A 25,356-nucleotide genomic window follows, 5' to 3' on the forward strand; every position below is an offset into this window, starting at 1 on the left:
GCCTGGCTTCAGGGTTCCGGTTCTAGATGGTGGTCACGTGCAGCGCCGGACGCTGCCGGTCCCAGCGGTATTCCTGCTCGAGCTGACGCGCGAGCCCGAGCAACAGATCCTCGCGCCCGAAGCCCGCGACGACCTGCACGCCGACCGGCAGGCCCGAAGGGGTATGTCCCAGCGGCAGCGAGATCGCGGGCGAGCCCGTCCCGTTGAAGAGCGCGGTGAAGGTCTCCTTCGGCGCGAGATCCTCGAACACGCTGTCGACGGTCCGGCCCGGTCGGTCGGGGTCGTAGGTGCCGACGGGTTCCGGCGTGATGGCGGCGGTCGGCGTGACGAGAACGTCGTGGCGGGCGAGGAACCGCCCGATGATCCGCGTCACCTGGTCGTAGATGCCCAGCGCCGTCACCAGCCTCGCCGCCGTCAAGGTCTGGCCGTGGCGATAGACCGCGATGGTGGTGGCCTGCAGCTGGGATTCGTCGATCGGCTTGCCCAGGGCCGCCGCCAGCTCGTCGAGCGACGGCACCGTGGTCGCGGCCCAGATCACCTTCTGCGCGTCGAGGAAGGCCTCGTAGTCGAAATCCGGGCTCGTCTCCTCGACAGGGTGGCCCAGCGCCTCGAGCCGCTTTCCCGCCTCCCGCGTCACCCGCACCACCTCGGGATCGAGCGGATGGCCCGACCAGGAGCGGGTGCAGAGCGCGACACGCAAGGCCTTGGGCGGCGTCTCGATCGCGCGGGCATAGCTCTCGGCGGGCGGCGCGATCTCGAAGCCGTCGCCGGGCACGGCGCCGGAGGCCAGATCGAGCAGCGTGGCGCAATCGCGCACGGTTCGCGTCAGCATGAAGGAGGTCGCCAGCCCCAGCAGCGGCGCGTTCGCGTCCGGCGCGCCGCTGACCCGGCCGCGCGAGGGCTTGAGCCCCACCAGCCCGCAGAAGGAGGCGGGGTTGCGGATCGAGCCGCCGCCATCCCCCCCTTGCGCGAAAGGCACGATCCCCGCCGCGACCGAAGCGGCCGATCCGCCGCTCGAGCCCGCCACGCCGCGTGCCGGATCCCAGGGATTGCGGGTCGCGCCATAAAGCGAGGATTCGGTCGCGGCGGCGATGCCGAACTCCGAGGAGGTCGTGCGGCCCAGATTGACGAGGCCGCCCGCGCGCAGCCGCTTCCAATAATCCTGGTCGCAGGGCGCGCGGAATTCGCGGGCGAAGACGCTGCCGAACTGCGCCGGCCGGCCGGCCTCGATCGGGAAATCCTTGGTCAGGGTGGGAAGGCCGCGATAAGGGCCGGGTCCGGGCTTGTCGCTCAGGCCCTCGACCGCATCCTCGTACATCTCGATCACCGCCTGGAGCTTCGGGTTGAGCGCGCCGATGGCGGCGATCACCGCGGCGCCCAGCTCGCGCGGCGTGATCTCGCGCCGCTCGATCAGCGCCGCCAGCCCCAGCCCGTCATAAGCGGCGAGCTCCTGCGGTCTCACGGCCCCGTTCCCGCTCCGGCGTCACATGTCACCGAAATCTCCGAAATAATCCTGCAGCGCCGTCAGATGCTTGATGCGGGCCGGCACCTTGTCGCCCAGCCGCTCGATCACGGATTCGAGCAGCAGCTCGAGCAACGCCACGGTGCTGACCGTGCTGTCCCAGAACACCTCGCCCTCGCCGGGATCGGTCAGCGACACGTCGGCATCGTCCGCCCAGCCGCAATAGATATCGGTGACGGCGATGACCTTGATGCCCGCTTCCTTGGCGCGCTCGGCGAGAGGGGCCGCTTTGCGCGCATAGCGGCGCGATTCGATGATGACGAGGCAGGTCTTGCGCGGCTCGCCGTCGAAGAGATCGACGAAGGTGCCGTCCTCGCCGTCGAGGAAGCGCACGCCCGGCCGCGCATAGTCGAGCTGCGAGGCGAAGTAATGGCCGATGCCGCGCAGGTTCTGGAACGAGACCACGAAGATGCGCGGGGCGCCGGCGATGAGCTTGACCGCCTTGCTCCAGGCCGGCGTCGAGGTCTGGCCGAAGATGCGGGTGAGGTTCTCGATATGGGCCTGGAGCTGGCGGCCCTGGATGCCGCTGCCGTTGCTCTTGCCGGGGGCCGGATCCTTGATCTGCCAGGCCGAGTTGGGCCCGCGCATGCGCAAATCCTGCGTCAGCTCGCTCAGGCGGCGATAGCCCAGCCGGCGCAGGAAGCGGCCGACCGTGACGGCGCTGACGCCGACCTTCTTGGCGATCGAGGCCGCGGTCTCGAACGGCAGGTCCTCGAGATGGGCCTGGAAATAGCGCGCCAGCAGCGTCTCGGACTGGGTGCGCCAGTGCGACTTCGAGCCGAGCTTGCCGAGCACCTGATCCTGGCTCATGCGGGCGACGCCGATGTAACAAAGATAACAAACTTTCAAAAATGTTATCGGTGTTACATCGACGGAGTCAAGAGCGCCCCCGTGAGGACCGCGGTTGCGTGACGGGCGCTCTCAAGGAACCGGCGTGACGGCCTTGGGAAATGCTAGAATGAATGAGCCGGTTCTGACCGGGTGTGACTTTTCCCGCCCGGCGTTTGCGGGCGTGCAGGGGCGTTGTCGAGGAACGAGATGGATTTCGTGAAGCGTCTGTCGCTTTGGCTGGGTGTGGCGGCGTTGTTCGGCGTGACCGGTTGTGCGCCGGTTAATTCCGTTTCCCAGAGCCCGGTCGCGGCCCCGCCCGGCTTCGCCTTTCCGCAGCGTACCGGTGAGGCGGCGGTCGCGGGGCAGGCGCTGTGGCACAAGGATGGCGACGATGTCGTCACCTGCGCCGGCAACGAGGTCTATCTCTTCCCGGTCTCCGATTATGCGCAGAATCAGCTCGAGCGGCTGCAGCAGGGTGCGTCGCTCGATCTTTCCCGCCAGCCCGGTTTTCACAAGCAGCTTTGCGATGCCGACGGCCATTTCGCCTTCACCGCGCTCGGTGCCGGCGACTGGTATGTAATGTCGCGATTCGTCTGGTATGCCGGCAGCGAGCCGCGAGGTGGGTGGCTGCTGACCACCGTCGATCTGGCGTCCGGCGAGCGCAAGGAGGTGCTCGTCACCGAAAGCAACCTCTATCCGCCCTCGGGTTCGCAGGCCTTTCTGGAAGACCGCCGGCTACCGCCGCCCGACTATCAGAACCCCGATTATCCCTGGCCGGGTGAGGATCAACCGACCGCAAGCGGCGCACCGGAAAAGCCGGCCGAGACTCCGCCTACCGATACCGCCGTGACGGCCGCGCCCGCCGCCCCCGTCGCGCCGACGGCACCGCCGCCGCAGCCCGCCAACCCGGCGGTGCCCTTGGGCGCCACCGCGACAATCGAGCCGCCGCCTGCGGATGTCGCCACGACTCCGCCCACGCCGACACCTTTTGAAGCGGCACCCGCGCAACCGGCGACGTTGCCTCCCAGCGGCGCCATGGAACCCGGCACGCCGCCACCGGCGGCGGCGGCCATGGAAACACCATTGGCCCCGGTGGAGCCGGCCGGAACGGGCGAATCGGTCACGCCTTCCACCGTGACGCAGCCGGAGCCGACGAAATCCGAGGCCGTACCGGCCCCATTACCGACAGCTTCGCTCGAGCCGGCGCCGGCGCCCGCTTCGCCGACCGCCACTGGGGAACCGGCCAAAACGCAGATCGCGCCGGCCGAAACCGGAGCGCCGGCTGCCAACCTGCCGGCGTCGGAGCCCGTGACCGCCCCTATGAGCGCACCGCCGTCGGAATCCACGGCCGTGAGCCCGCTGCCAGCGCCGCCGGCGACCGCGTCTCTCGCTGAACCCGCCGCCCCCGAAGCGTCGCCCGCGGCAACGGCGCAACCCGCGATAAGCCCAGCGGCCACGGCTGCACCGGCCGTACCCGACAATGATCCGCATTCGCTGGGTGCGATCGAAGCGATCCCCAGCACCGATCCGGCGCCGGCACCCTAGAGCCGCGACCGCCTAGGAGACCGGCGGTGCGCCGCCTTCCTGGCGGCGGCGGGCGATGAAACCGTCGAGCGCCTCGGTCACGGCCGGATCCTTGGGCGGCGGCTGGAACGCCTGGAGCGTCTTCTTCCAGAGCGCGTTGGCGCGCTCGGTGGCGGTGCGGGCGCCGTCCTCGCTCCAGCTGCCGAAATTGCGCCAGTCCGACACCAGCGGCGCATAGAAGGCCTTCTCGTAGCGCCCGAGCGTATGGCCGGTGCCGAAGAAATGCCCGCCCGGTCCGACTTCGGCGATGGCCTCGACGCCGATCTCGTCGGCGTCGAAGGCCACGGGCTGGAACAGCTCGGCGAACATCTGCAGCATCTCGATATCGAGGATGAATTTCTCGTAGGAGGCCGCGAGCCCGCCTTCGAGCCAGCCGGCACCGTGGATGAGGAGGCTGCAGCCGCCCATGATGGCGCCCCAGAGGGACATCTCGGATTCGTAGGCGGCTTGCGCGTCCGCGACGTTCGAAGCGGTCGCGTTGGAGGAGCGCCAGGGCAGGTTGATATGGCGCGCGAGCTGGCCGGCGCCGAAGGCGGCCTTCACATATTCGGGCGTGCCGAAGGCGGGCGCGCCCGACTTCATGTCGACATTCGAGGTGAAGCCGCCATAGGCGACGGGAGCGCCCGCCCGCACGATCTGGGCGAGCGTGATGCCGGCCAGGGCCTCGGCATGGGCCTGAGTCAAGGCGCCCGGCAGCGTGATCGGCGCCATGGCACCGGCCAGCGTGAAGGGCGTGATGATCGAGAGCTGGCCCGCGGCCGCGAAATCGATGATGCCCTGCGACATCGGGATATCGAGCTGCAGCGGCGAGTTGGTGTTGATCACGGTGTAGCAATGGGCCGCGCTCTCGAACTGCTCCTCCGACAGTCCCGCATTCAGGCGGACCATCGCGAAGCAGTCGCGGACCTGCGGGTTCCCGCGGCTATAGATGAAAGGCGGCTTGTCGCCCAGCGTGAGCTGGGCGCGCATCGTCTCCAGATGCCGGAACTCGGGCGCAATGTCCTGCGGCTCGATGCAGGCGCCCAGGCAATGGACCACGTCGAATTGCTGCGACAGCTTCGTGAAGTCCCGGAAATCCTCGAGCGTGCCGCTGCGCTTGCCGCGGTCGCTGTCGGTCACATGCGGCGGCCCGCCGACCGGGATCACGGCGAGGTGGCGCTGTGCGATCCGAACCGTGCGATGCGCTGCCGGCGCCACGAGATCGTAGGCGGAGGGTGCGGTGCGCAGCGCCGCCTGTACCAGCCCGCGATCGATCCGGACCATGCGGCTTTCCTCGTCGACCGCGGCGCCCGCGGCCCGGAAACGCTGGCAGGCCTCGGGCAGCAGCACGCGCAGGCCGATCTCCTCCAGGATGCGCAAGGCCGCCTGGTGCATCGCCTCGACCTGATCCTCGGAGAAAAGGCGGATCGGCTCGAACGGATTGACGAGATGGCGATAGCGCTCGCTGCGCGCCGACGGGCTCGCCGCATTGCCACCGCCGGTCCGGCGGCGCGAGCGCCGGTCGGCGCGGGTCTCGGCGGTGGTCATCGGGTTTCGCCTCCGGCGCGTTCGCGTGAAACTCCGGACATGACCGTATCGCGGCGCGGGAACGGTGGAAAGCCGGGTGGGCCCAGCGAAAAGGGCCGCGCCTTGTCGGACGCGGCCCTTTCGGCCTCCGGCCCGTCGATCAGACGAGCTGCAGGAAGATCAGGACCAGGCCCACGACCGAAACCGCCCAGCTCAGCGTGCGCAGCCAGGGGATCCCCGCGAGATAGATGACGGCATAGGCGAGGCGGCCCCAGAAGAAGAGCTGCGCCCCCAGCACCGTCAGGCTCGTGCTGATGCCGGCCGCATGGGCCACCAGCACCAGGCCTGCGAAGAGCGGCAGGTTCTCGATCATGTTGAGATGGGCGCGCTTGGCGCGCCCCGCCCAGCCGGTCGGCGCCGCGATGCCGTCGCGGTTTCCGGCCAGCGCCGGGACGCCCACCTGCTGGGTATGGCCTGCGACCGCGATCAGCATCTGGACGACGGTCAAGGCAACGGCCCAGACCAGCAACATCAGTTCTGTCGTCATGGTGTTTCCCCCTTGGTTGGGACCGGGGCGTCTGGTGCCCGAATCGGCCCTGGCGCCATCATAGAGGCAATCGCCACCCCTTTGGACCGGGACCCGGACGGCCCATACTCCTTTCCATCGCCATCGCCGAGGGGGCCTTCGCCATGGCAACGCCGCGCCTGGTTGCTTTCTTCATCAAGGAGTTCAAGGAGGTGATCCCGCCGACCTTGTTCTTCCTGGCGGGATTCAACCTGATCGTGCTGACCACCCAGCTCATCCTGGCCGACTATCTGGCGGGATACTGGGCCGGCCTCGGTAATTTCCTGCTGGCGACCACGGCGGCCCTCGTGGTGGGCAAGGCGGTGCTGGTGACCAACCACATGCCGTTCCTGCGCCGCTACGACAACGCGCCGCTGATCCGGCCGGTGCTGTTCAAGACCTTCGTCTATTGGGCCATCGTCTTCCTGGTCCGCTTCCTCGAGCATCTGGTCCGCTACCTGACCGATGGCGGCACGCTCGCCGGCCTGCCCGACTATGTCGCCCTGCATTTCTCCTGGCAGCGCTTCGCCGCGATCCAGATCTGGATCTTCGTGCTGTTCCTGATCTACACGCTCTTCAGCGAGCTCAACGAGCTCTTCGGCCAGGGCGAGCTCTACAAGATCCTCTTCACGCGCCGCAGCTCGGAGCTGAAGCTCTCGCGCCGGCAGCGGATCCGCACGCTGGTCCGGCTGAACGAGCTGACGGCCGCGCATGGACTGGCCGAGCTGCGCGATCCCGCCAGCGCCGCCCATGCCGAGATGGTCGGGCTGATCCAGGGGTTGACGACGAAGACTCCCGGCGCCTCGCGTCCCGCCGCCTGACTCCGCGAGCTGCCGCGATCAGGATCGGGCGGTATGGTAGGTGAGGGCCAGGCCGATGCAGTGCTTGAGCGCCGCCTTCGGCAGCCTTTCGCCGCGCCGGAACAGCAGGGCCCGGTTGCCTTCGAAGGCGAAGAGCCCGGGATAGCGTTGGCGGAAATCCTCGATCAGCGTCGTCTGGCAATGGAAATAGGCGGCGTATCGGTCAGGCTCGCCCTTGACGGCATCGATCCGCACCGTGGTGCCGGTGCGCGGCCGGGCGGGGAGATAGGCGGGCTGTCCTCATTTCAGCGTCTCGATCAAAGCGCCCTTGCCGAGCTCCGCCTCCGCCACCTCGATGATCAGCGCGCGCAGCGCCAGCAGAGACGGTCGCAGCGCCGCCGGATAGGCGGCGAAGGCCGCGGCCACCGCCGGATCGCCGAAGGATTTTCGTCCCATGGCGAGCAGATCAGCAGGTTCGGCACGGTTCCGCAATCGTGGTTCGTGCCATGGCGATGTCATGATGGAAAGATGCTGCCGGCCGCCAGGCTCGGATGAAGGACCGGCCGATAGCCGGCGCCCAGAGCCCGTACCGTCGAAGGTGGCGTGAGCAGCTTTGCATCCCGGGGCAGGTCTTGCGCGGCACCATATCCCGCGGGCGACCACGGATAGGTCTTGCCGCCGCTGGCGAGGAAAGCAGCACCGCCCGCCGCAAGCATCGTGCCGTCGGGCAGGGTCCCGGCGGCGCCCGGCAGCGGATGCAGCCGCTTGGCCTTGGCGTCGAGGCGCTCGGCATGGAGCGCCGCATCCATGGCGGGCGCGCTCGGCCGGGCGACACCGTTGCCCTCGGCCCAGCAGGCGCGGAACCGCTCCGCGGCCTCGCGCCGGCAGAAGAAGCAGGGCCGGTGGCCGGCCGCGAGGGCCGTCGCCTCGTCGAGGAAGAAGAGCTCGGTCCAGCTTCGCGTGGCCATCACCTGGCGGCGCACGCCCTTGAACTCGCAGAGGCAGATGATCCAGGCCTTGGTCGTCCAGCGCCGCGCCAGCAGCGTCCGGGTCGCCGGGTCGTGGATGATGCCGCGATTGCCCATGAGGAGGCCGCGTTCCGGCAGGGCCAGGATCTCGCCGAAGGGCGTCACGCGGTTCTGCAGCGGCATCGTCAGGCGGGGCGTTCTATGGGCGGATTCATCAAGCGAGGCGCTCGATGAGCGGCTTCATCAGGTGAGGCGCTCGATGAGCGCCATGGCCGCCGCCGGGTTGCGGATCTTGCCGCCGCTGATGACGTAGAGGAAGACGTCGCGCGGTTCGCTCTTCTTCGGGTGCGGCGTCAGCGTCTCCAGATCCTCCGGCGCCCCGCCCGAAGCCCAGGTCTTGGCCCGCTTCACCCAAAGGTCGAGGGCCTTGGCCTTGTAGCCGGTCGCTTCCTCCTCGACCGTGCCCATGATCCGGGCATAGACGAAAGGCGCCGTCACGTCGGCGATCAGGGGATAGGCGGAATCGCCCGCCAGCACGATCGCGATGCCATGCTTGCGCGCCAGCGCCACGGCGTCGGGCGTCTTGAAGCTCTCATGGCGCAGCTCGACCACATGGCGCAGCTTGCGGCCTTCGGCGCTGGGCGGCAGGAGCTTGAGGAAAGCCTCGAAATCGGCGGGATCGAACTTCTTGGTCGGCGGGAACTGCCAGTTGATGGGGCCGAGCTTGTCCTTCAGCTCCAGCACACCGCTGCCGATGAAGCGCTCGACCGATTCGCCGGCCTCGGCCAGCACGCGGCGGTTGGTGGTGAAGCGCGGCCCCTTGAGCGAGAAGACGAAGCCTTCCGGCGTCTCGTCATGCCATTTGCGGAAGCTCTCGGGCTTCTGCGAGCCGTAATAGGTGCCGTTGATCTCGATCGAGGTGAGCTTGCGGCTCGCATATTCGAGCTCGCGCTTCTGCGTGAGCCCGTCGGGATAGAACACGCCGCGCCAGGGTTCGAAGGTCCAGCCGCCGACGCCGACATAGATGCGCGGTGCCTTGGCAGAGGGCATGGGTCTTCTCCGGAATTGAAGTGCCTAGGGTCGGGCGAGGGCGCCACTATCCCCCGGCACCGCGTTTCCGGCGAGAGGTAAATGACGGGAGAGGCGGGAACCCCGGGCCGTCAGGGATAGGGGAGGCCGGGAGGCGCGCTCCGGGCAACGCCGATTCGCGCTACACCGTCAGATGCTTATGGACATCGGCCGAGCCGAGCTCGGCGCCGGTGCCGGCGAGCACGACCCGGCCGCGATCCAGGATGATGAAGCTGTCGGCGAGCCGCCGGGCGAAGTCGAGATACTGCTCCACCAGCACGATGGCCATGCCGCCGCGGTTGCGCAGCAGGGCGATGACCCGCTCGATATCCTTGATGATCGAGGGCTGGATCCCCTCCGTCGGCTCGTCGAGCAGCAGCACGCGCGGGCGCATGACGAGGGCGCGCGCGATCGCGAGCTGCTGCTGCTGCCCGCCCGAGAGGTCGCCGCCGCGCCGTTTCATCATGGTGCGGAGCACGGGGAAGAGCTCGAAGATCTCGTCCGGCAGGGTCCGCGCCGCGCGCGGCAGGCAGGCGAAGCCGGTACGCAGATTCTCCTCGACCGTGAGCAGCGGAAAGATCTCGCGGCCCTGGGGCACGATCGCGATGCCGGCGCGGGCGCGCTCGGCCGCGGGTTGCTTCGCGATGTCCTCGCCTTCGAGCGTGATGCGGCCGGCGCGGATCGGCTGCAGGCCGGCGATGGCGCGCAGCAGGCTCGATTTGCCCACGCCGTTGCGGCCGAGCACGCAGGTGACCTTGCCGGCCTCGGCCGCGAGCGAGACGCCGAAGAGGGCGTGGCTCGCGCCGTAATAGAGATCGATATCGGCCGCATTCAGCATGGGGTCACCGCCCGAGATAGACTTCGATGACGCGGGGATCGTTCTGGACCGTCTCGAGGCTGCCCTCCGAGAGGACCGAGCCCTCATGCAGCACCGTCACGCGCACGCCGAGCGACCGGACGAAGTTCATATCATGCTCGACCACCACCACCGAATGGGAGCGGGCGATATCGCGCAGCAGCAGCGCCGTCTTCTCCGTCTCGGAATCGGTCATGCCGGCGACGGGCTCGTCCACCAGCAGCAGCTCGGGCTCCTGCATCAGCAGCATGCCGATCTCGAGCCACTGCTTCTGCCCGTGGGAGAGCGCACCCGCGATGCGCCGGTGATGGGCCTCGAGGCCGATGCGGGCGATCGTGTCGGCGATGCGGTCGCGGTCGGCGGCCGAGAGCCGCCAGAAGAGCGAGGTCAGGGGGCCCCGCCGCGATTTGAGCGCGAGCTCGAGATTGTCCCAGACCGTGTGGCTCTCGAACACGGTTGGCTTCTGGAACTTGCGGCCGATGCCCATGGTGGCGATCGCCGCCTCGTCGTAGCGCGTCAGGTCGGTCAGGTGGAAGGTCACGCGACCGCTGTCGGGCCGGGTCTTGCCGGTGATGACATCCATCATCGTGGTCTTGCCGGCGCCGTTGGGCCCGATGATCGCCCGCATCTCGCCGGCCTGGACATCGAGGCTCAGGCCGTTGAGCGCCTTGAAGCCGTCGAAGCTCACGGTCACGTTGTCCAGGAACAGCAGCGTTCCCGTATCCTTGTAGGAGGCCGCGTCGGTCATTCCGCGATCTCCGGCATGAGCTCGGCCGGCTCGTCCGGCTTCTTGCGGCGGCGCAGCCCGAGCGCGGTCAGGGCGCCGGCGATCCCCTTGGGCAGGAACAGCGTCACCAGGATGAAGAGGCCGCCCAGGACGAACAGCCAGGCCTCGGGCATGGCGCCGGTGAAGAAGCTCTTGGCGAGATTGACGAGGATGGCACCCAGCGCCGCGCCCCAGAGCGTGCCGCGGCCGCCCAGCGCCACCCAGATCACGGCCTCGATCGAGTTGCCGGGCGAGAACTCGCTGGGATTGATGATCCCGACCTGCGGCACATAGAGCGCGCCGGCGATCCCGGCCATGACGGCCGAGACCGCGAAGACGAAGAGCTTGTACTGCTCGACCCGGTAACCCAGGAAGCGGATGCGCGATTCGCCGTCGCGGATGGCGGTGACGACGCGGCCCAGCTTGGAGGCGGTGATCAGGCGGCAGGCCACGAAGCAGAGGCCGAGGAACAGCGCCGACAGGAAGAACAGCGCGGCGCGCGTGCCAGGATCCTGGACCGGGAAGCCGAGGATGTCCTTGAAGTCGGTCAGCCCGTTATTGCCGCCGAAGCCCATATCGTTGCGGAAGAAGGCCAGGAGCAGCGCGAAGGTCATGGCCTGGGTGATGATCGAGAGATAGACGCCGGTGACGCGCGCGCGGAAGGCGAACCAGCCGAAGACGAAGGCGAAGAGTCCCGGCACCAGCAGGATCATGAGGAGCGCGAAAGGGAAGCTCTCGAAGCCGTGCCAGTACCAGGGCAGCGCCTTCCAGTTGAGGAAGACCATGAAATCCGGCAGCTCGGCATTGCCATAGACGCCCCGCGCGCCGATCTGGCGCATCAGATGCATGCCCATGGCATAGCCGCCGAGCGCGAAGAAGGCGCCATGGCCGAGGCTGAGGATGCCGCAATAGCCCCAGACCAGGTCGACCGAGAGCGCCAGCAGGCCGTAGCAGAGATACTTGCCGGCGAGCGTCAGCGCATAGTCGGGGACATGCAGCGCCGAATCCGGCGCCGGCAGCAGGTTGAGCGCCGGCACCGCGATCGCGACCGCCGCGAGGCAGGCGAGAAAGACCAGGCCGGCGGGTCCGAGCGCCGGACGGGGCGGCGGCGCCATCATGCGTCGACCCAGCGGCCCTTGAGGGCGAAGAGCCCGCGTGGCCGCTTCTGGATGAAGAGGATCACGGCGACCAGGATGATGATCTTGCCGAGCACCGCGCCGGCGAAGGGCTCGAGGAACTTGTTGGCGACGCCCAGCGTCAGCGCTCCCACGAGCGTGCCCCAGAGATTGCCGGCCCCGCCGAAGACGACGACCAGGAAGCTGTCGATGATGTAGTTCTGGCCGAGATTGGGGCTGACATTGTCGATCTGCGACAGGGCCACGCCGGCGATCCCGGCGATGCCGGAGCCCAGCCCGAAGGTCATGGCGTCCACGAAGCCCGAGCGGATGCCCATGGCATTCGCCATCGGCCGGTTCTGGGTCACGGCCCGCATATAGAGCCCGAAGGGGGTCTTGCGGATCGCCAGCATCAGGAGCGCGAAGACCGAGATCGCGAAGATCACGATGACGGCGCGGTTCAGGGTGAGGGAGAGGCCGCCCACCAGCTCGATCGAGCCGCTCATCCATTCGGGCGTGCCCACCTCCTTGTTGGAGGCGCCGAAGATCGTGCGCACGGCCTGCTGCAGGATCAGCGAGACGCCCCAGGTCGCGAGCAGGGTCTCGAGCGGCCGGCCATAGAGGAAGCGGATGACGCTGCGCTCGATCAGGATGCCGACCCCGCCGGCGACGAGAAAGGCCGCGGGCAGCGCCACGGCCAGCGAAAGCCCGAAGGCGTCGGGCGCATAGGCACGGAACAGGTCCTGCACGACATAGGTCGTGTAGGCGCCGAGCATGACCATCTCGCCATGCGCCATGTTGATGACGCCCATCACGCCGAAGGTGATGGCAAGGCCGATGGCGGCGAGCAGCAGGACCGAGCCCAGCGAGATGCCGTACCAGACGTTCTGGATCACGTCCCAGAAGCGCAGGGCGCGCTCGATCTCCGCGGCCGCGGCCAGGGCCGCCTCCTGCGGCGTGCCCGTGGCGCTCGCCGCGAAGGCGGAGAGGAGGGCGGCCGTGTTCTGGTCGGCGCGCGCGGAGAGCGTCTCGATGGCGGCGATCTTGTCGGCCTCGGGCCGGTCGCTGCGCAGCGTGGCGGCCGCGACGGCGTCCTTCATGATGGCGGCGATGGCCGGATCGGGCTCCTTCGCCATCGCCCTCTCGAGGCCGGGCAGTGATGCCGGATCGCCGGATTTGAGCACCTCCAGGGCGGCCTGCCGGCGGACTTCCGGGGCGGGGCTGAAGAGCGTGAGCCCGCTCAGCACATTGGTGATGGCGCTGCGCAGCGCGTTGTTGACCTTGACCTTCTCGAGCTCGGCCTTCTGCGCCTCGCCGGCGCTTTCGCCCGTCAAAGGCAGGGTCAAGGCCATCACCGTGCCGGAGGGCTTGGCGATGAAGACCTTCTGGTCGGATTTGCGCGCATAGAGATCGCCGTTGGCGAGCGCCTCGAGCACGGGCACCACGGCCGGGTCGCCGGTGGCGGCGAGCGCCGTCACGGCGGCTTCCCGGTCCTTGAAGCTGCCCGGCGCCAGGGCATCGACCAGCGCGTTCATGTCCTGCGCCCGGGCATTGGGCGCAAGCAGGCTCAGGCCGGCGCAGAGAAGGCAGAGCAGCGCGAGGAGAGACCGGAACCGTTGCATCGGAACCTCAGGGTCGATGTTCCGGGAAGGCGAGACGGGGGCGGCCGAGGCCGGCCGCCCCCGAAGTCAGGCTCAGGCGGCCCCGCCGCACTTGCCGGTCTTCACGTTGAAGTTCCCGCAGGAGAGCGGCTTGCGCCAATCGGAGATCAAGTCCTTCGAGCCCGGCAGATAGTCCGACCACTCGTCGCCGGCGACGAGGCCCGGCGTCTGCCAGACCACGTCGAACTGGCCGTCCGCCTGGATCTCGCCGATGAAGACGGGCTTGGTGATGTGGTGGTTCGGCATCAAGGTCGAATAGCCGCCCGTAAGATTGGGCACCGATACGCCGATGAGGGCGTCGAGCACCGGATCGGTATCGGTCGTTCCCGCCTTGGTGACGGCCTCGATCCACATGTTGAAGCCGATGAAATGCGCCTCCATCGGGTCGTTGGTGACGCGCTTGTCGCTCTTGATGAAGGTGTGCCAGTCCTTGATGAAGGCGGCATTGATGGGTGTGTCGATCGACATGAAGTAGTTCCAGGCGGCGAGATGGCCCACCAGCGGCGCGGTATCGATGCCGGCCAGCTCCTCCTCGCCGACTGAGAAGGCGACCACGGGAATGTCCGTCGCCTTGATGCCCTGGTTCGCCAGCTCCTTGTAGAAGGGCACGTTGGCGTCGCCGTTGATGGTCGAGACCACGGCGGTTTTCTTGCCGGCCGAGCCGAACTTCTTGATGTCGGCGACGATCGACTGCCAGTCGGAATGGCCGAAGGGCGTGTAGTTGATCATGATGTCGTCGGCCGAGACGCCCTTGTCGTGCAGGTAGGTCTCGAGGATCTTGTTGGTCGTGCGCGGATAGACATAGTCCGTGCCCGCCAGGACCCAGCGCACCACGCCGTTGTCGGCGAGGTAGTCGACCGCGGGAATGGCCTGCTGGTTGGGGGCGGCGCCCGTATAGATCACGTTCTTCGAGCTTTCCTCGCCCTCGTACTGCACGGGATAGAACAGGAGCCCGTTCAGCTCCTCGAACACCGGCAGGACGGACTTGCGCGAGACCGAGGTCCAGCAACCGAAGACCGCCGCGCACTTGTCGGCCGAGATCAGCTGGCGCGCCTTCTCGGCGAAGAGCGGCCAGTTGGAGGCCGGGTCGACCACCACCGCCTCGAGCTTCTTGCCGAGGACGCCGCCCTTGGCGTTCTGCTGCTCGATCAGCATGAGCATGACGTCTTTGAGCGTCGTCTCGCTGATCGCCATCGTGCCGGAGAGAGAGTGAAGGATCCCGACCTTGATCGTCTCGCCGGCGGCGAAGACCGGCTTGGGCAGCATGCTCAGCCCCGCCATCGCGCCCAGCCCCACGCCCGCCTTCAGCAACCCTCGTCTGTTCAACATGCGCCATCCCCCTGCTTTTCTTAGTTGTGCTCATTGCACAACCCACCGGCACTGCAATCGTCATGCCAGTCCCGCGGAGGCGGCGTAAGGTCATGGAATCAGGAATGAGGTCTCAGCAGCACCGGTCCATTGGAGCGGTGCCCTGCTCAAGAATCTTGCGGTGACGGTTCCGGCTGCTTCGAAAATAGTCAGGCGGGCGGGCGGTCACGGATGCCTGTTCAAAGATCGTCCGTTCAAAGATCGCCCGCTCAAAGATTCTGGGGCTTGAAATGCTTGCGGTAGCGCCGCGTGTTCTCGCCGGCGATCATGAAGATGCCGTCGCCGCGATAATGGATCGTGCGCGGGAATTCCGGCGACCGCGCCACATGCGCCTTCACCACCTCCCAGACGAAGAGCGAGTATTTCCGGATCAGGCTCGCATCCACGAGCTTGCACTCGAAACTGGCATGGCACTCGGCGATGAGCGGCGCCTTGACCGCCTGGGCCGGGGCCGCGGTCAGGCCGAAATGGGCGAACTTGTCGATCTCGCGGCCGCTGCTGTTGCCGATGCCGACGACCTTGGGCGCCAGATCGACGGTCGGGACGTTGATCACGCATTCGCGGGACCGACGGATCATCTCGAAGCTGTGGTTCTCGGTCCAGATATAGCAGCCGACCAGCGAGGGCTCGAACTCCATGATCATGTGCCAGCCCATGGTCATGATGTTGGTGCGGCCCTTCCAGGCCGAGCTCACCAGCACGATCGACCCGGGCTCGAGGAAACGGCGCACGTCCGAGACGGGGAAATCGCGCTTGTCAGGGCGCTTTCGTGTCGAGGTCTTCATGTGACGCACTGTCCTGCCAAACGGCATCGGATGCCAGCACTCATCGCCATGACGCAGAAATGACAGCGGACGCTCGCGCATGGCGGCCATGACGATTCTCGATTGGTATCGATGGAATCGGCATTTTTGCACGCGGACCGGTCCGCGGGATTGCCGCAGCCGGCTTCTTCTATCTTCGAGACGGCGCTTCTCCTGTGATAAGGAGACCGGCCTGCATGCCATGACCCGAGTGCGACCATGCCCGATTGCGGAACGCGACGCGTCGAAGCGTTGACCGACGGAACCATGAAAACCGAGCAAGGTCCCTCCACCGCGCTCATCATCCTGTTCGCGATCGCGACCGGCGCCCTGGTCGCCAATCTCTACTATGCGCAGCCCCTGATCGCGTCCATCGGCCCCGAGCTCCATATCAGCGCCGACCTGGCGGGCTCGGTCGTGAGCATCAGCCAGATCGGCTATGGCATCGGCCTGTTCTTCCTGGTCTCGCTCGCCGACCTGGTGGAGAACCGCCGGCTGGTGCTGGGGACCTTGACGCTCACCATCGTCGGATCGGTCGCGGCCGCGACCGCCACCAGCGCGCCCGTCTTCTTCGCCGCCTCTCTGCTGACGGGCCTCTGCTCCACCGGCGCCCAGGTCCTGCTGCCCTTCATCGCCCATCTGGCGCCCGAGGCGCGGCGCGGGCGCGTCGTCGGTAGCGTCATGGCCGGGGTGCTGACCGGCATCATGCTGGCGCGGCGCGCCTCGCTCTTCATCGCGGCGGCCTTCGGCTGGCGTGCCGTGTTCTGGGCCTCGGCCGGACTCATGCTGGCGATCGGCGTGATGCTGGCGCGCGTGATGCCCCGCGACAAGCCACGCGGCGGCATGCATTACGGCCAGATCCTGGCCTCGATGCTCGCGCTGTTCCTGAGCGCGCCGGCTCTGCGCCGCCGTGCCGCCTACCAGGCGCTGATGTTCGCCGCCTTCAGCATGTTCTGGACGGCAGCGCCGCTGATGCTCGCGGACCATTTCGGCCTCTCCCGCTACAGCATCGCGATCTTCGCGCTGGCCGCGGCCGGCGGCGCGCTCGCGGCACCTTTCGTGGGGCGCCTCGCCGATCGCGGCCTCACGCGGCTGCTGACCGCGGGTGCCATGATCACGCTGGGCGTCACCTTCTATGCGACGGACTGGGCGGTCGCCGCCTCCTCGATGGCGGCGCTCGTGATCCTGACCGTGCTGCTCGACGCCGCGGTCCAGACCAACCAGATCACCGGCCAGCGCATCATCTATGCGGTGCCGGTCGAGACGCGCGGGCGGATGAACGCCCTCTATATGACGCTGCTCTTCGCCGGCGGCGCCATCGGTTCGGTGCTGGGCACCATCACCTATGACGGCGGCGGATGGACGGCGACCGCCGCCGCCGGCGGGGTCATGGGGCTGCTCATGCTGCTGCTGTTCGGCGCGGAGCTGCGCGGCTGGATCTGAGGGGCCGCCGACCCGCCTCGCCTCGAGGCCCTGGCGGCAAGCGCTAGCGTGCGCCCAGCGTCAAGCGACCCGCGTCGCTCTCGCCTGCGGCTGATCCCGATGGATCGCCGTCGAAGCGCCTCACGGCATCGGTTCGCGCCGCGCTGCGATAGCGCTTGGGCGCCTGGCCCATCGCGCGCTTGAAGGCGTTGCTGAAGGCGCTCTCGGAGCCGTAGCCGAGCGACCGGGCGAGGTTCGCAACCGGCATGCTGCCCTCGCGCAACTCGCGTTCCGCCAGCCGCATCCGCCAGTTCGTCAGATATTCCAGCGGGGCCAGGCCAGCGACCGTCTTGAAATAGTGGGCGAAGGCGGATCTCGACATGGCCGCCGCCCTCGCCAGCTCGTCGAGCCGCCATGGCCGGCCCGGCTCGCCATGCATCAGGCGGATGGCGGCGGAGAGCCGGCGATCGGTGACGGCCCGGAGCCATCCCGTCGGCAAAGGTCCCGATTTCTGGAAATAGACGCGCAGAATCTGCAGGAACATGAGCTGGGCGAGCTGCGTCGAGGCCAGGCTGGCGCCCGGCAGCTCCTCGGCCTGCTCGCGAACGAGTGCCGCGAGCAGCCATTGCAGCGAAGCGGCCCCGGGGGCACCGGCACGGATATGGATCAAGGGTGGCAGGAGATCCGCCAGAAGCCCGCCATTGACAGGATCGAGCCGGACATGGCCGCCGATCTGGATGCAGTCCTCGCTGTCGCCCAGCTTGGCGGTCCTGACGGTGCCGCCGGCGAAGAGCGTCCAGGCGTCGATGGGCATCGCCGTCAGATCGCTGGCGAGGATGAAGCCGCGTTTGAAGGCGAGGAGGACGATATCCCCCGTTTCGAGGCGAAAGGGATCCTCGCCGTCGATATGCAGCCAGCATCGACCCTTCACCAAGGCGAACAGCTTGATTTCGTCGGGGGCGGGAAATCGGATCGCCCAGGTCCCGCCCGCCGTGAGGCCGCCTGCCATCACGGATTGGGCCTTCACGAGCCTGATGACATCCGAGAAGGGATCACCCGTCATTCTTGCAATATGGCGCAAGAAATTCGGACTTCCAAGCATTCAAAGTCCTGGGCGAGGCCCATAGATGAGGGGCTCGAGCGAACGAGCTAACCTCAGGAGATTCCGCCATGCCCACCTCTCAAGCACCGATCGGCTCCGGTTTTAGCGCCGCCTCGACCGCCGCCGAGGTCATCCGCGGCCAGGATCTGCGCGGCAAGACAGCCATCGTCACCGGCGGCTATTCGGGCCTGGGCCTGGAAGCCGTGCGCGTGCTGCGGTCCGCGGGCGCCAGGGTCATCGTCCCGACGCGCGATCGCCGCCGGGCCTCGGCCGCGCTCGCCGATATCCCCGGCGTCGAGATCGAGACGATGGATCTGCTTGATCCGGCTTCGATCGACGCATTTGCCGTCCGGTTTCTGGCTGCCGGCCAGTCGCTGCATCTCCTGATCAATAGCGCCGGTATCATGGCCTGCCCGCTGACACGCGATGCGCGGGGCTACGAGGCACAGTTCGCGACCAATCATCTGGGCCATTTCCAATTGACCCGGCAGCTGTGGCCCGCCTTGCGGCAGGCGAAGGGCGCGCGCGTGGTGTCGGTCTCCTCCTGGGGCCATCATTTCTCGCCGGTCGTGTTCGAGGACCCCAATTTCGAACGGCGCGACTACGACCCCTGGCTGGCCTATGGCCAGTCGAAGACGGCGAACATTCTGTTTGCCGTGGCCCTGGATGCGCGTGGCAAGGACGAGGGCGTGCGCGCCTTCTCGCTTCATCCGGGCGGGATCGTCGGCACGGGTCTCGGCAAGTATCTGACGCCGGAGATGCTTCGCGCGATCGGCGTGATCGACGAGCAGGGGAATCCGATCGTCAACCCATCGATGAATCTGAAGACGGTCGAGCAGGGTGCCTCCACCATTGTCTGGTGCGCGACCAGCCCGCGGCTCGAGGGGCGGGGCGGAGTCTATTGCGAGAACAACGATGTCGCGCCCCTGGGCGCGGAGAAGCCCGGCGGCTGGAAGGTCGGCGATTCGATGCGTGTCCCCGGCGTGATGCCTTACGCTGTCGATCCGGCCGGGGCCGAGCGGCTCTGGAGCTTGAGCGAAACACTGCTGGGCCGGGCATAGGACGCGGCGCCGGCTTGATCCGGCCCGGCACCGGCGGCAGCGTGCGCCGCCGGTGCCGGGCCGTGACTTTTTCTTGAAGTATCATGGGACTCTTCAAAGAATGGGCGCCCTGTCCGGCCAAACCTTAGCGTTGATCGATATCCCATGACGCCACCCCGCCCTCCGGCCTTCGAAAAGAAGCTGAGCCTCGACAAGGAGGCGCTCGCGGCCTTCCTCGACAAGGCCTTCCCGCCCGCCGCGCGTCCCTCCTACGGGCAGATCGAATCCGTAGCACTCGATCATGTGCGCATGACGCTCGAGCCGCGGCCGGAGATGATCCGACCGGGCGACATCGTCGCCGGCCCCGCTCTCATGGGGCTCGCCGATGTCGCGGCTTACGCGGTCGTGCTGGCGCATCTGGGCCCGGTCGCAATGGCGGTGACCAACAGCCTCACCATCAATTTCCTGCGCCCCTGCCAGCTCGAAACCATCATGGCGGATGCGCGGCTGCTGCGGCTCGGCCGTCGTCTCGCCACGGTCGAGGTGCGGCTGTGGCAGGGCCGCGAGGATCGCCTGGTGGCGGTGGCGACGGTGGGCTACGCGCTACCCTGAGAAGCGGGACGCGTTGCGGTCACACGGTAGGGATCGTGCCGCCGTCGATGACGTAGTCCGCACCATGGATCGAGGCCGCGCGATCCGAAGCCAGGAAAGCCACCAGCTCCGCGATCTCCTCCGGCCAGGCGGGCCGGCCGATGGGGATGCCGCCCAGCGCCTCCATGATGCCCTGCCGGGCGGTCTCCTCGTCCGTGCCGCCGCTTTGCGCGAGGCGCTTCACCATGCGATCGGCAGCGCTCGTCATGATCCAGCCCGGCGAGACGGTGTTCACGCGAACGCCTTTCGGGCCCAGCTCTTTCGACAGGGACTTGCTGTAGCTGGCGAGCGCCGCCTTGGCCGCGGCATAGGCCATGGTCGATTCATGCAGCGGCAGCCGGTGCTGGATCGAGGATATATGCAGGACGACGCCAAAGCCCTGCAGGACCATCGCCGGCACGAGAAGCCGGTCGAGACGCACGGCGGCGAGCAGGTTCCGGTTCAGCTCCTGCTGCCAGAATTCCTCCGTGGCGGCCGCGAAGCCGCCGCCGGGCGTGCTTGAGCCGCCCAGGCAATGGACCAGGATGTCGACGCCGCCGAACGTCGACTCCACGGCCGCCGCCAGCCTTTCCACGCCGTCGAGGGTCGCGAGGTCCGCCTGCACGAAGAGATCGGTTCCGGCCCCGGATCGAGGCTCCGAGCGGGCGCTGGTGATCGTCTTGGCGCCGGCCGCGGCGAAGCGTTGCACGATCGCCGCTCCCGCGCCCTGCGTGCCGCCCGTCACCAGCACGCGCTTGCCGAGAAACTCGGTGGGATCGGTCTTGAAGCGCGGGACGACAGTCACGACTCGATCTCCAGCCGCGCGATCCGATCGCCCTCGAGCGTGAAGCGGAAGCGGAGCGTGATCGGGCTTCCGGGAAAGGTTCCCAATATCTGCGCGGTGACCTCGATCTCATCGCCGTTCCTGGCGGCGCGCTTGATCTCCGCCTTGTCGTTGTATCGGGCGCTCGTCTCCTCCATCCAGGCGCGGATGGCGGCCGGACCTTCGTGGCGGTGGCCTTCATCCTGCACGACGGCCGATTCTGAGAAGCCCGCCAGCCCGGTGCCGAAATCGCCGGCGTTCTTGCCGGCGAAGTAACGCGCGATCGGCGGCGGCAATGGGTCGCTTGTCATCGTCGTTTCCTGGTTCCGGGGGACGGGCGGCCTCGCCATCGGGCGGGTCGCTTGCTCGGGAAACCAAGCTGGGCGTAGGCTCCGGAAATGACAAGAACCGACGAAAAAGTAAGATACGCACCAAAAAGTGAGGGCCTCTATCCGACGCCGGGCGCCGCCGCTGTCGGGGTCGAGAATGTGCTGCGCATCCTCGAAGGCCGCTGGAAGCTGGTGATCCTGTTCCACCTGTTCGGCGGCAAGATCCTCCGCTTCTCCGAGCTGGAGCGCGCGATCCCCGGGATCTCCCAGAAGATGCTGATCCAGCAATTGCGCCAGATGGAGAAGGACGGGATCGTGCGGCGCATCGTGCACCACCAGGTGCCGCCGAAGGTGGAATATGCCCTCACCGAGTGGGGGCAGGCGCTCTGCCCGGCGCTCGACGCCCTGCTGACCTGGGCTTCCGAGCGGCCGGGCGCAGCGAACGGCTAGGCGAGAGCGGCCGCGACCGACTGCGCCATCGTCGTGGTCGGGCGGCCGATGAGCCGGCTCAGCTGCCGGCTTTCGTCGAAGAGCGCGCCTTTCGCCGCCTTGGCATCGCTGTCCGCGAGAAGTGCGGCGAAGACTTCCGGCAGGCCGACGGATTGCAGCACCGCCTTGTAGTCGGCTTCCGGCAGATCCTTGTAGACGATCGGCTTGTGGGACTGCTTCGCGATCTCGGCGGCATACTCGCCGAGCGTGAAGCCGGTGTCGCCCGCGAGCTCGTAGATCTTGCCGGCCTGGTTCTCGCGGCTCGCGAGCACCGCCGCGGCGGCGGCGGCGAAATCGGCGCGCGCGGCGGCGGCGATGCGCCCGGTGCCGGCCGAGCCCAGCACGGCGCCGTGCTGCAGGACGGCGGCGATGCTGCCCGTGTAGTTCTCCGTGTACCAGCCGTTGCGAAGGAACGCGAACGGAAGGCCCGAGGCGCGGATCAGCGCTTCCGTCTCGCGATGCTCCACCGCCAGCCCCAGCGGGCTGCTGTCGGCATGGAGGATGCTCGTATAGGCGAGGAGCTTCACGCCCGCCGCCTTCGCCGCCTCGATGACGTTGCGATGCTGCCGCGCGCGCTGCCCGACCGCGCTCGAGGAGATGAGCAGCAGCTTGTCGACGCCGGCCAGTGCGGCCTTGAGGGCGGCGGGGTCCTCGTAATCGCCCGCGCGGAGCTCGACCCCGCGGGCCGCCAGATCCTTCGCGGCGGCCGGGTTGCGGACGATCCCGATCAGATGCGCCGTCGGCGCGACCCGCAAAAGCGCGGCGATCACCAGGCGCCCCAGCTGTCCGGTGGCACCGGTAACGGCAATTTTCTCTGCAGTAGCCATTTCCCTGTCTCCTGGTCTAGAATTTAGTCCTGGTCTAAATAGGAGACCTTTAGGGCCTGCGGAAGGAGGCAGTTTTTCGTGACAGGGTTACGCGCCGATAACCTCCCTTCGGCCCAGGAAAGCCTGGCCCAGCGCTTCCAGCTCTGGACCAGCGCCGAGTTCGACCTCGCCCATTGCCCGGTGCGGCATATTCTCGATCGCCTCGGCGACAAATGGACGACGCTCATCGTGATCGTCCTGGCGCTGCGGCCCCACCGGTTCAGCGAGATCCGGCGGGCCATTCCCGACATCTCCAAGCGCATGCTGACCCAGACGCTGCGCGATCTCGAGCGCGACGGGCTGATCGCGCGCCGCGTGTTCCCGACCAAGCCGCCCAGCGTGGAATACCGGCTGACGGCGTTCGGGGAATCGCTGCTGGAACCGCTGGCGACGTTGGTCGTCTGGGCCGAGGAGAACCAGTCCCGGATTGCCAAGGCCCGGGCCGCGTTCGATGCGGCCGAGCTGTCGCCGGGCTAGCGCCGGAAGAATCCGTCGAGGAACGCCGCCGCTTCGTCCGAGATGCCGACGATCTTGTCGGTGGCCTGGCGGTAGAACTTGAAATTGAGCTCGGTCCCCGGCTTTCCGTCTTTCCAGTCGGCGAGGGACTTGAGCTCCTTGCGGCCCAGCGGCCGTATCGCGAGCGCGGTGCGCTCGATCGAGAGGCTCACGCGCGGCGTCTGCCGGGCGATGCCTCGTTTCTTCGCGACCGCTTCGACGGCGGTGACGGTGCCGCGCGCGACCAGGCCTTGCCCGCCCTCGTTCTCGCTCGCGAACAGGAACACCGTGTCGCCTTCGGCGATATGCCTGCCGCCATACATGGTCTTCTGCGCCGTGAAGGCGAAGCGCTTCGCCTTGGGATCGCGAATCTCGGCCTTGATCGCGAACGGCATCTGTCCTTTCCTTTTTCCCTTGAATGGCACGGCCGTCCCGGCCGCCGCCTTCGTCAAGCCCGCCCGGTGAGGCACCGAGCCGAACCATGCCGATCCCGCATCTCGATCTCGCCTTGTCCGTGGCGCTGGGTATCGCGCTCGCGGCGACCACGGGCTTCCGGCTGTTCCTGCCGCTGCTGATCGCGAGCGTGGCAGCTTATACCGGGCATCTGCCGCTGGACGAGAACTTCGCCTGGCTGGGGACGCCGCCGGCGCTCACCACGCTCGCCGTGGCGGCGCTGATCGAGATCGTGGCCTATTACGTGCCGGGCATCGACAACCTGCTCGATACCCTGTCGGTGCCGGCCGCTTTCATCGCGGGAACGGTGCTGTCGGCAGCGGTCATCACCGACCTGCCGCCGGTGGTGAAATGGACGGCGGCCGTCGTCGCGGGCGGCGGTGCCGCCGGCCTCACCAAGGGCGTCACGGCGATGGTCCGGGCGAAGTCGACGCTCTTCACCGGCGGCGTCGGCAATCATGTCCTTGCCACCGCCGAGCTCGGCGGCGCCATCCTGGTGCCGCTGCTGGCGATCGCGCTGCCCTTCGCGGCTCTGGTCCTGCTGATCCTGCTGCTATGGGCGGCGTTCCGTCTGTTGCGCGGCCGGCGCCGGCGCGAGACAGGCTAGGCGGGCGGGAAGAACACCAGCGAGCGCACCTCGATGCTTTCCCGCGGCGGTGCTCCCGCCGCGAGCGGATTGTCGAAGGAGGTATGGAAGGACAGCCGGGCGCGGCCGTCCCGGGCGCTGTCGTGAATCCGGATCAGCAGCGCCTCGTCGGTCTGCATCCCGGAGAAATAGTACCAGCGGTGCGCCGGGCTGTATTCCACGCGCGAGGTCTCGCCGCGGACATGGGCATAGACGAGGTCGCTGGCGATCAGCTCGCTGTCCGTGAAGCTCCGCGCATCGCACAGCGCCAGCGGCGAATCCAGCACGGGACCGCGCACCGGCCGCCACAGATTGACGATGCCGAACCGGTGCTTCAGCAGCTCTTCCGCGTCGGCGCCGAGATGGTCCCGCACCCGGCGCGGCGCCGAGTTCACCGTGTGATCGTTATGCACCTGCCGCGAGGGCGGGGCCAGGCCCGGCCGCGTGGCGTTGCGGACATTGTGGTCGAAGACGAAGACGCGGCTGGCGCCGAGCTTCTCGCGCAGCAGCCGCTCGACCTCCGGGTAATAGACGCGGCTGACCTCGTCGGGATCGTAGAAATCGGCGACCGCCGTCGGCGCCTTGATGAGGGCGAAGCCGTTGCGGTCGAGCGTGAACTCGGACTCGCGGCCGCGCGCATCCTCGATCCGCACTTCCTGCGGATCGTCGATGCCGTTCCAGCGCGGCACACCGGCCGGCGGATCGACGTTGTAGTAGACGGGCTTTTCCGGCCCGCGCTTGGTGTAGTGAAGCGTCGCGGTGAGATGCTGCGGGGCGATGGCATCGAGGGGCATGACGGCTGCTTCTCCCGGTTGGATACAGGGCCGGCGGCGCCGGCTTTCCGCTTCGTCCGATCGGGGATCGGGGAAGGGCGCGCCATAAACCGGCTTCGGTTGTATCCAGATTGTCGAGATCGCCGCCGCGTTCAATAGAGAGCGCGGGCAGATTTACTTAACGGGTACATAAGCAGATCCTCCTTCGGCAGGCCGACGCCCGTGCCGAAGAAGGCGAAGCGGAAAACCGCACTATCCGCGCAAGGTTTTTCCGCTGCCGGCCGGTCTCCCGGTGCGGGAGCGCCTCAGTGCAGGAGTTCCGGCGGTACTTTCCCGCCATTTGCCGCCAGCTTCTGGATCACCTGCTTGTGCAGCCAGATGTTCATCGCGGCGGAATCCTCGGTCGAGCCCTTGTAGCCGAGCTCGGCCGCCAGCTCCTTGCGGGCGGAGAGCGAGCTGTCGACATCGATGGCCTTGAGCAGGTCCACGATCGACTTGCGCCAATCGAGCTTCTGCCCCTTGGCGGCGACGGCCTTGTCGAGGATGGCCGTGACATCGACGGTCGCCGCGGGAGCGGCCGCGGTCGGGGTTGCGACGGACGGGGCTGCGGCGGAAGCCGTCGCCGCCGAGGGGAAGGCCGACGGCGCCGCGCCCGGGGGTGGTGCCGCCTTGACGATCGCTTCCTCGGCTTTTGCGGCCGCGCCGAAGATCGCGTTCTTGATGGTGTCGAACCAGCCCATGATCGGTCCTCCTGGCAGATGGTGACACCCCACTGACTATGGTCCCCGCTGGCGCCGTAACAAGCGGGCCTCCGTCAGATCACAGGTGGAGAGGACGAAAGAGGGCGCGCGCGAGGACCGACGGGGCGCTGTGGATCGCACGCCCCGCTGTCATGC

At 67.8% G+C, this 25,356-nt stretch carries 29 protein-coding genes; 8 read left to right on the plus strand and 21 right to left on the minus strand.

What is annotated here, in order from left to right:
- Window positions 1-22 precede the first annotated feature (22 nt).
- Both FRZ61_RS00360 and FRZ61_RS00365 read right to left on the minus strand, forming a co-directional pair.
- Complete coding sequence (locus tag FRZ61_RS00360) at window positions 23-1,462, minus strand: amidase (RefSeq protein ID WP_151114422.1); 1,440 nt, start codon at window positions 1,460-1,462, stop codon at window positions 23-25.
- 21 nt (window positions 1,463-1,483) lie between these two features.
- Window positions 1,484-2,332: a MurR/RpiR family transcriptional regulator gene (locus tag FRZ61_RS00365; protein ID WP_151114423.1), complete on the minus strand. Its 849-nt coding sequence runs from the start codon at window positions 2,330-2,332 to the stop codon at window positions 1,484-1,486.
- 228 nt (window positions 2,333-2,560) lie between these two features.
- Here FRZ61_RS00365 and FRZ61_RS00370 point away from each other — a divergent pair, with 228 nt between their 5' ends.
- Entirely contained in the window at window positions 2,561-3,898 is a 1,338-nt protein-coding gene (locus FRZ61_RS00370) for a hypothetical protein (protein WP_151114424.1), read from the plus strand.
- A gap of 12 nt (window positions 3,899-3,910) precedes the next feature.
- Here the strand turns inward: FRZ61_RS00370 and FRZ61_RS00375 are convergent, their stop codons facing one another.
- Window positions 3,911-5,464, minus strand: coding sequence for a trimethylamine methyltransferase family protein (locus FRZ61_RS00375; protein WP_151114425.1), 1,554 nt, complete (start codon window positions 5,462-5,464; stop codon window positions 3,911-3,913).
- Window positions 5,465-5,603: 139 nt separating this feature from the next.
- Window positions 5,604-5,990 (minus strand): MAPEG family protein, encoded by a 387-nt coding sequence (locus FRZ61_RS00380; protein ID WP_151114426.1) that lies wholly within the window; start codon window positions 5,988-5,990, stop codon window positions 5,604-5,606.
- A 143-nt stretch (window positions 5,991-6,133) separates the two neighbouring features.
- Between FRZ61_RS00380 and FRZ61_RS00385 the strand changes: the two genes are divergently transcribed.
- Window positions 6,134-6,829 carry a hypothetical protein gene (locus FRZ61_RS00385; RefSeq protein ID WP_151114427.1) on the plus strand — a complete coding sequence of 232 codons (696 nt, stop codon included), beginning with the start codon at window positions 6,134-6,136 and terminating at the stop codon, window positions 6,827-6,829.
- Window positions 6,830-6,847: 18 nt separating this feature from the next.
- Here the strand turns inward: FRZ61_RS00385 and FRZ61_RS26520 are convergent, their stop codons facing one another.
- The 10 genes from FRZ61_RS26520 to FRZ61_RS00425 all read right to left on the minus strand — a co-directional run bounded on the left by FRZ61_RS26520 (window position 6,848) and on the right by FRZ61_RS00425 (window position 15,395).
- A complete protein-coding gene (locus FRZ61_RS26520; protein ID WP_225309031.1) occupies window positions 6,848-7,063 on the minus strand; it encodes a hypothetical protein in 216 nt (71 codons plus the stop codon).
- A gap of 45 nt (window positions 7,064-7,108) precedes the next feature.
- Window positions 7,109-7,264, minus strand: a complete 156-nt coding sequence (locus FRZ61_RS26525) for a hypothetical protein (protein ID WP_225309032.1) — start codon at window positions 7,262-7,264, stop codon at window positions 7,109-7,111.
- Between the two features lie 59 nt (window positions 7,265-7,323).
- Window positions 7,324-7,959: a hypothetical protein gene (locus tag FRZ61_RS00395; RefSeq protein WP_151114428.1), complete on the minus strand. Its 636-nt coding sequence runs from the start codon at window positions 7,957-7,959 to the stop codon at window positions 7,324-7,326.
- 60 nt (window positions 7,960-8,019) lie between these two features.
- The gene (locus FRZ61_RS00400; RefSeq protein ID WP_151114429.1) at window positions 8,020-8,826 is read right to left on the minus strand and encodes a DUF72 domain-containing protein; all 807 of its coding nucleotides are present in this window, start codon (window positions 8,824-8,826) and stop codon (window positions 8,020-8,022) included.
- 160 nt (window positions 8,827-8,986) lie between these two features.
- Entirely contained in the window at window positions 8,987-9,682 is a 696-nt protein-coding gene (gene urtE / locus FRZ61_RS00405; protein ID WP_151114430.1) for an urea ABC transporter ATP-binding subunit UrtE, read from the minus strand.
- 4 nt (window positions 9,683-9,686) lie between these two features.
- The gene (gene urtD / locus FRZ61_RS00410; protein ID WP_151114431.1) at window positions 9,687-10,448 is read right to left on the minus strand and encodes an urea ABC transporter ATP-binding protein UrtD; all 762 of its coding nucleotides are present in this window, start codon (window positions 10,446-10,448) and stop codon (window positions 9,687-9,689) included.
- Window positions 10,445-11,584 carry an urea ABC transporter permease subunit UrtC gene (gene urtC, locus FRZ61_RS00415; RefSeq protein ID WP_225309033.1) on the minus strand — a complete coding sequence of 380 codons (1,140 nt, stop codon included), beginning with the start codon at window positions 11,582-11,584 and terminating at the stop codon, window positions 10,445-10,447. Before urtC ends, urtD begins: the two co-directional genes overlap by 4 nt.
- Window positions 11,581-13,203, minus strand: coding sequence for an urea ABC transporter permease subunit UrtB (gene urtB / locus FRZ61_RS26530; protein ID WP_225309034.1), 1,623 nt, complete (start codon window positions 13,201-13,203; stop codon window positions 11,581-11,583). Before urtB ends, urtC begins: the two co-directional genes overlap by 4 nt.
- Window positions 13,204-13,275: 72 nt before the next feature.
- Complete coding sequence (urtA, locus tag FRZ61_RS00420) at window positions 13,276-14,571, minus strand: urea ABC transporter substrate-binding protein (RefSeq protein ID WP_191909225.1); 1,296 nt, start codon at window positions 14,569-14,571, stop codon at window positions 13,276-13,278.
- 248 nt (window positions 14,572-14,819) lie between these two features.
- Window positions 14,820-15,395, minus strand: coding sequence for a flavin reductase family protein (locus FRZ61_RS00425; RefSeq protein ID WP_151114433.1), 576 nt, complete (start codon window positions 15,393-15,395; stop codon window positions 14,820-14,822).
- A gap of 285 nt (window positions 15,396-15,680) precedes the next feature.
- Between FRZ61_RS00425 and FRZ61_RS00430 the strand changes: the two genes are divergently transcribed.
- On the plus strand, window positions 15,681-16,856 hold the full coding sequence (locus FRZ61_RS00430) for an MFS transporter (RefSeq protein WP_151114434.1): 1,176 nt from the start codon (window positions 15,681-15,683) through the stop codon (window positions 16,854-16,856).
- A 43-nt stretch (window positions 16,857-16,899) separates the two neighbouring features.
- On the opposite strand, the gene FRZ61_RS00435 is transcribed toward FRZ61_RS00430, so the two are convergent.
- The gene (locus FRZ61_RS00435) at window positions 16,900-17,862 is read right to left on the minus strand and encodes an AraC family transcriptional regulator (protein WP_407657902.1); all 963 of its coding nucleotides are present in this window, start codon (window positions 17,860-17,862) and stop codon (window positions 16,900-16,902) included.
- A 143-nt stretch (window positions 17,863-18,005) separates the two neighbouring features.
- Between FRZ61_RS00435 and FRZ61_RS00440 the strand changes: the two genes are divergently transcribed.
- On the plus strand, window positions 18,006-18,998 hold the full coding sequence (locus FRZ61_RS00440; RefSeq protein WP_151114436.1) for an oxidoreductase: 993 nt from the start codon (window positions 18,006-18,008) through the stop codon (window positions 18,996-18,998).
- Between the two features lie 144 nt (window positions 18,999-19,142).
- On the plus strand, window positions 19,143-19,589 hold the full coding sequence (locus FRZ61_RS00445) for a PaaI family thioesterase (RefSeq protein WP_151114437.1): 447 nt from the start codon (window positions 19,143-19,145) through the stop codon (window positions 19,587-19,589).
- A gap of 19 nt (window positions 19,590-19,608) precedes the next feature.
- Here the strand turns inward: FRZ61_RS00445 and FRZ61_RS00450 are convergent, their stop codons facing one another.
- Window positions 19,609-20,412: an SDR family oxidoreductase gene (locus FRZ61_RS00450; RefSeq protein WP_151114438.1), complete on the minus strand. Its 804-nt coding sequence runs from the start codon at window positions 20,410-20,412 to the stop codon at window positions 19,609-19,611.
- Window positions 20,409-20,741, minus strand: a complete 333-nt coding sequence (locus FRZ61_RS00455; protein ID WP_191909226.1) for a nuclear transport factor 2 family protein — start codon at window positions 20,739-20,741, stop codon at window positions 20,409-20,411. The genes FRZ61_RS00450 and FRZ61_RS00455 overlap by 4 nt, the downstream gene beginning before the upstream one ends.
- A gap of 87 nt (window positions 20,742-20,828) precedes the next feature.
- Here FRZ61_RS00455 and FRZ61_RS00460 point away from each other — a divergent pair, with 87 nt between their 5' ends.
- On the plus strand, window positions 20,829-21,209 hold the full coding sequence (locus tag FRZ61_RS00460) for a winged helix-turn-helix transcriptional regulator (protein WP_151114440.1): 381 nt from the start codon (window positions 20,829-20,831) through the stop codon (window positions 21,207-21,209).
- Here FRZ61_RS00460 and FRZ61_RS00465 read toward each other — a convergent pair.
- The gene (locus tag FRZ61_RS00465) at window positions 21,206-22,075 is read right to left on the minus strand and encodes an SDR family oxidoreductase (protein WP_151114441.1); all 870 of its coding nucleotides are present in this window, start codon (window positions 22,073-22,075) and stop codon (window positions 21,206-21,208) included. The genes FRZ61_RS00460 and FRZ61_RS00465 overlap by 4 nt on opposite strands.
- 78 nt (window positions 22,076-22,153) lie before the next feature.
- On the opposite strand from FRZ61_RS00465, the gene FRZ61_RS00470 reads away from it, so the two are divergent.
- Window positions 22,154-22,591 (plus strand): winged helix-turn-helix transcriptional regulator, encoded by a 438-nt coding sequence (locus FRZ61_RS00470; RefSeq protein WP_151114442.1) that lies wholly within the window; start codon window positions 22,154-22,156, stop codon window positions 22,589-22,591.
- Here FRZ61_RS00470 and FRZ61_RS00475 read toward each other — a convergent pair.
- Entirely contained in the window at window positions 22,588-23,004 is a 417-nt protein-coding gene (locus tag FRZ61_RS00475) for a hypothetical protein (protein ID WP_151114443.1), read from the minus strand. The two genes, FRZ61_RS00470 and FRZ61_RS00475, sit on opposite strands and share 4 nt — an antisense overlap.
- An 86-nt stretch (window positions 23,005-23,090) precedes the next feature.
- Between FRZ61_RS00475 and FRZ61_RS00480 the strand changes: the two genes are divergently transcribed.
- Window positions 23,091-23,669 (plus strand): DUF4126 domain-containing protein, encoded by a 579-nt coding sequence (locus FRZ61_RS00480; protein ID WP_225309035.1) that lies wholly within the window; start codon window positions 23,091-23,093, stop codon window positions 23,667-23,669.
- Here FRZ61_RS00480 and FRZ61_RS00485 read toward each other — a convergent pair.
- A complete protein-coding gene (locus FRZ61_RS00485) occupies window positions 23,666-24,481 on the minus strand; it encodes a CmcJ/NvfI family oxidoreductase (protein ID WP_151114444.1) in 816 nt (271 codons plus the stop codon). The genes FRZ61_RS00480 and FRZ61_RS00485 overlap by 4 nt on opposite strands.
- 284 nt (window positions 24,482-24,765) lie before the next feature.
- The gene (locus FRZ61_RS00490) at window positions 24,766-25,200 is read right to left on the minus strand and encodes a DUF3597 domain-containing protein (RefSeq protein ID WP_151114445.1); all 435 of its coding nucleotides are present in this window, start codon (window positions 25,198-25,200) and stop codon (window positions 24,766-24,768) included.
- Window positions 25,201-25,356: the final 156 nt, after the last annotated feature.

The organism is Hypericibacter adhaerens, from assembly GCF_008728835.1.
In the GTDB taxonomy this organism is placed as follows: Bacteria; Pseudomonadota; Alphaproteobacteria; order Dongiales; family Dongiaceae; genus Hypericibacter; species Hypericibacter adhaerens.

Excerpts from the sequence above, each read along its gene's own strand:
- FRZ61_RS00475 (WP_151114443.1), bottom strand. The coding sequence starts at position 23,004 with ATGCCGTTCGCGATCAAGGCCGAGATTCGCGATCCCAAGGCGAAGCGC.
- urtC (WP_225309033.1), bottom strand. The coding sequence starts at position 11,584 with ATGATGGCGCCGCCGCCCCGTCCGGCGCTCGGACCCGCCGGCCTGGTC.
- FRZ61_RS00375 (WP_151114425.1), bottom strand. The coding sequence starts at position 5,464 with ATGACCACCGCCGAGACCCGCGCCGACCGGCGCTCGCGCCGCCGGACC.
- urtD (WP_151114431.1), bottom strand. The coding sequence starts at position 10,448 with ATGACCGACGCGGCCTCCTACAAGGATACGGGAACGCTGCTGTTCCTG.
- FRZ61_RS00490 (WP_151114445.1), bottom strand. The coding sequence starts at position 25,200 with ATGGGCTGGTTCGACACCATCAAGAACGCGATCTTCGGCGCGGCCGCA.
- FRZ61_RS00445 (WP_151114437.1), top strand. The coding sequence starts at position 19,143 with ATGACGCCACCCCGCCCTCCGGCCTTCGAAAAGAAGCTGAGCCTCGAC.
- FRZ61_RS00455 (WP_191909226.1), bottom strand. The coding sequence starts at position 20,741 with ATGACAAGCGACCCATTGCCGCCGCCGATCGCGCGTTACTTCGCCGGC.
- FRZ61_RS00465 (WP_151114441.1), bottom strand. The coding sequence starts at position 22,075 with ATGGCTACTGCAGAGAAAATTGCCGTTACCGGTGCCACCGGACAGCTG.
- FRZ61_RS00370 (WP_151114424.1), top strand. The coding sequence starts at position 2,561 with ATGGATTTCGTGAAGCGTCTGTCGCTTTGGCTGGGTGTGGCGGCGTTG.
- FRZ61_RS26525 (WP_225309032.1), bottom strand. The coding sequence starts at position 7,264 with ATGGGACGAAAATCCTTCGGCGATCCGGCGGTGGCCGCGGCCTTCGCC.
- FRZ61_RS00400 (WP_151114429.1), bottom strand. The coding sequence starts at position 8,826 with ATGCCCTCTGCCAAGGCACCGCGCATCTATGTCGGCGTCGGCGGCTGG.
- FRZ61_RS00380 (WP_151114426.1), bottom strand. The coding sequence starts at position 5,990 with ATGACGACAGAACTGATGTTGCTGGTCTGGGCCGTTGCCTTGACCGTC.
- FRZ61_RS00485 (WP_151114444.1), bottom strand. The coding sequence starts at position 24,481 with ATGCCCCTCGATGCCATCGCCCCGCAGCATCTCACCGCGACGCTTCAC.
- FRZ61_RS00480 (WP_225309035.1), top strand. The coding sequence starts at position 23,091 with ATGCCGATCCCGCATCTCGATCTCGCCTTGTCCGTGGCGCTGGGTATC.
- FRZ61_RS00460 (WP_151114440.1), top strand. The coding sequence starts at position 20,829 with ATGACAAGAACCGACGAAAAAGTAAGATACGCACCAAAAAGTGAGGGC.
- urtA (WP_191909225.1), bottom strand. The coding sequence starts at position 14,571 with ATGTTGAACAGACGAGGGTTGCTGAAGGCGGGCGTGGGGCTGGGCGCG.
- FRZ61_RS00365 (WP_151114423.1), bottom strand. The coding sequence starts at position 2,332 with ATGAGCCAGGATCAGGTGCTCGGCAAGCTCGGCTCGAAGTCGCACTGG.
- FRZ61_RS00430 (WP_151114434.1), top strand. The coding sequence starts at position 15,681 with ATGAAAACCGAGCAAGGTCCCTCCACCGCGCTCATCATCCTGTTCGCG.
- FRZ61_RS00425 (WP_151114433.1), bottom strand. The coding sequence starts at position 15,395 with ATGAAGACCTCGACACGAAAGCGCCCTGACAAGCGCGATTTCCCCGTC.
- urtB (WP_225309034.1), bottom strand. The coding sequence starts at position 13,203 with ATGCAACGGTTCCGGTCTCTCCTCGCGCTGCTCTGCCTTCTCTGCGCC.
- urtE (WP_151114430.1), bottom strand. The coding sequence starts at position 9,682 with ATGCTGAATGCGGCCGATATCGATCTCTATTACGGCGCGAGCCACGCC.
- FRZ61_RS00385 (WP_151114427.1), top strand. The coding sequence starts at position 6,134 with ATGGCAACGCCGCGCCTGGTTGCTTTCTTCATCAAGGAGTTCAAGGAG.
- FRZ61_RS00395 (WP_151114428.1), bottom strand. The coding sequence starts at position 7,959 with ATGCCGCTGCAGAACCGCGTGACGCCCTTCGGCGAGATCCTGGCCCTG.
- FRZ61_RS00440 (WP_151114436.1), top strand. The coding sequence starts at position 18,006 with ATGCCCACCTCTCAAGCACCGATCGGCTCCGGTTTTAGCGCCGCCTCG.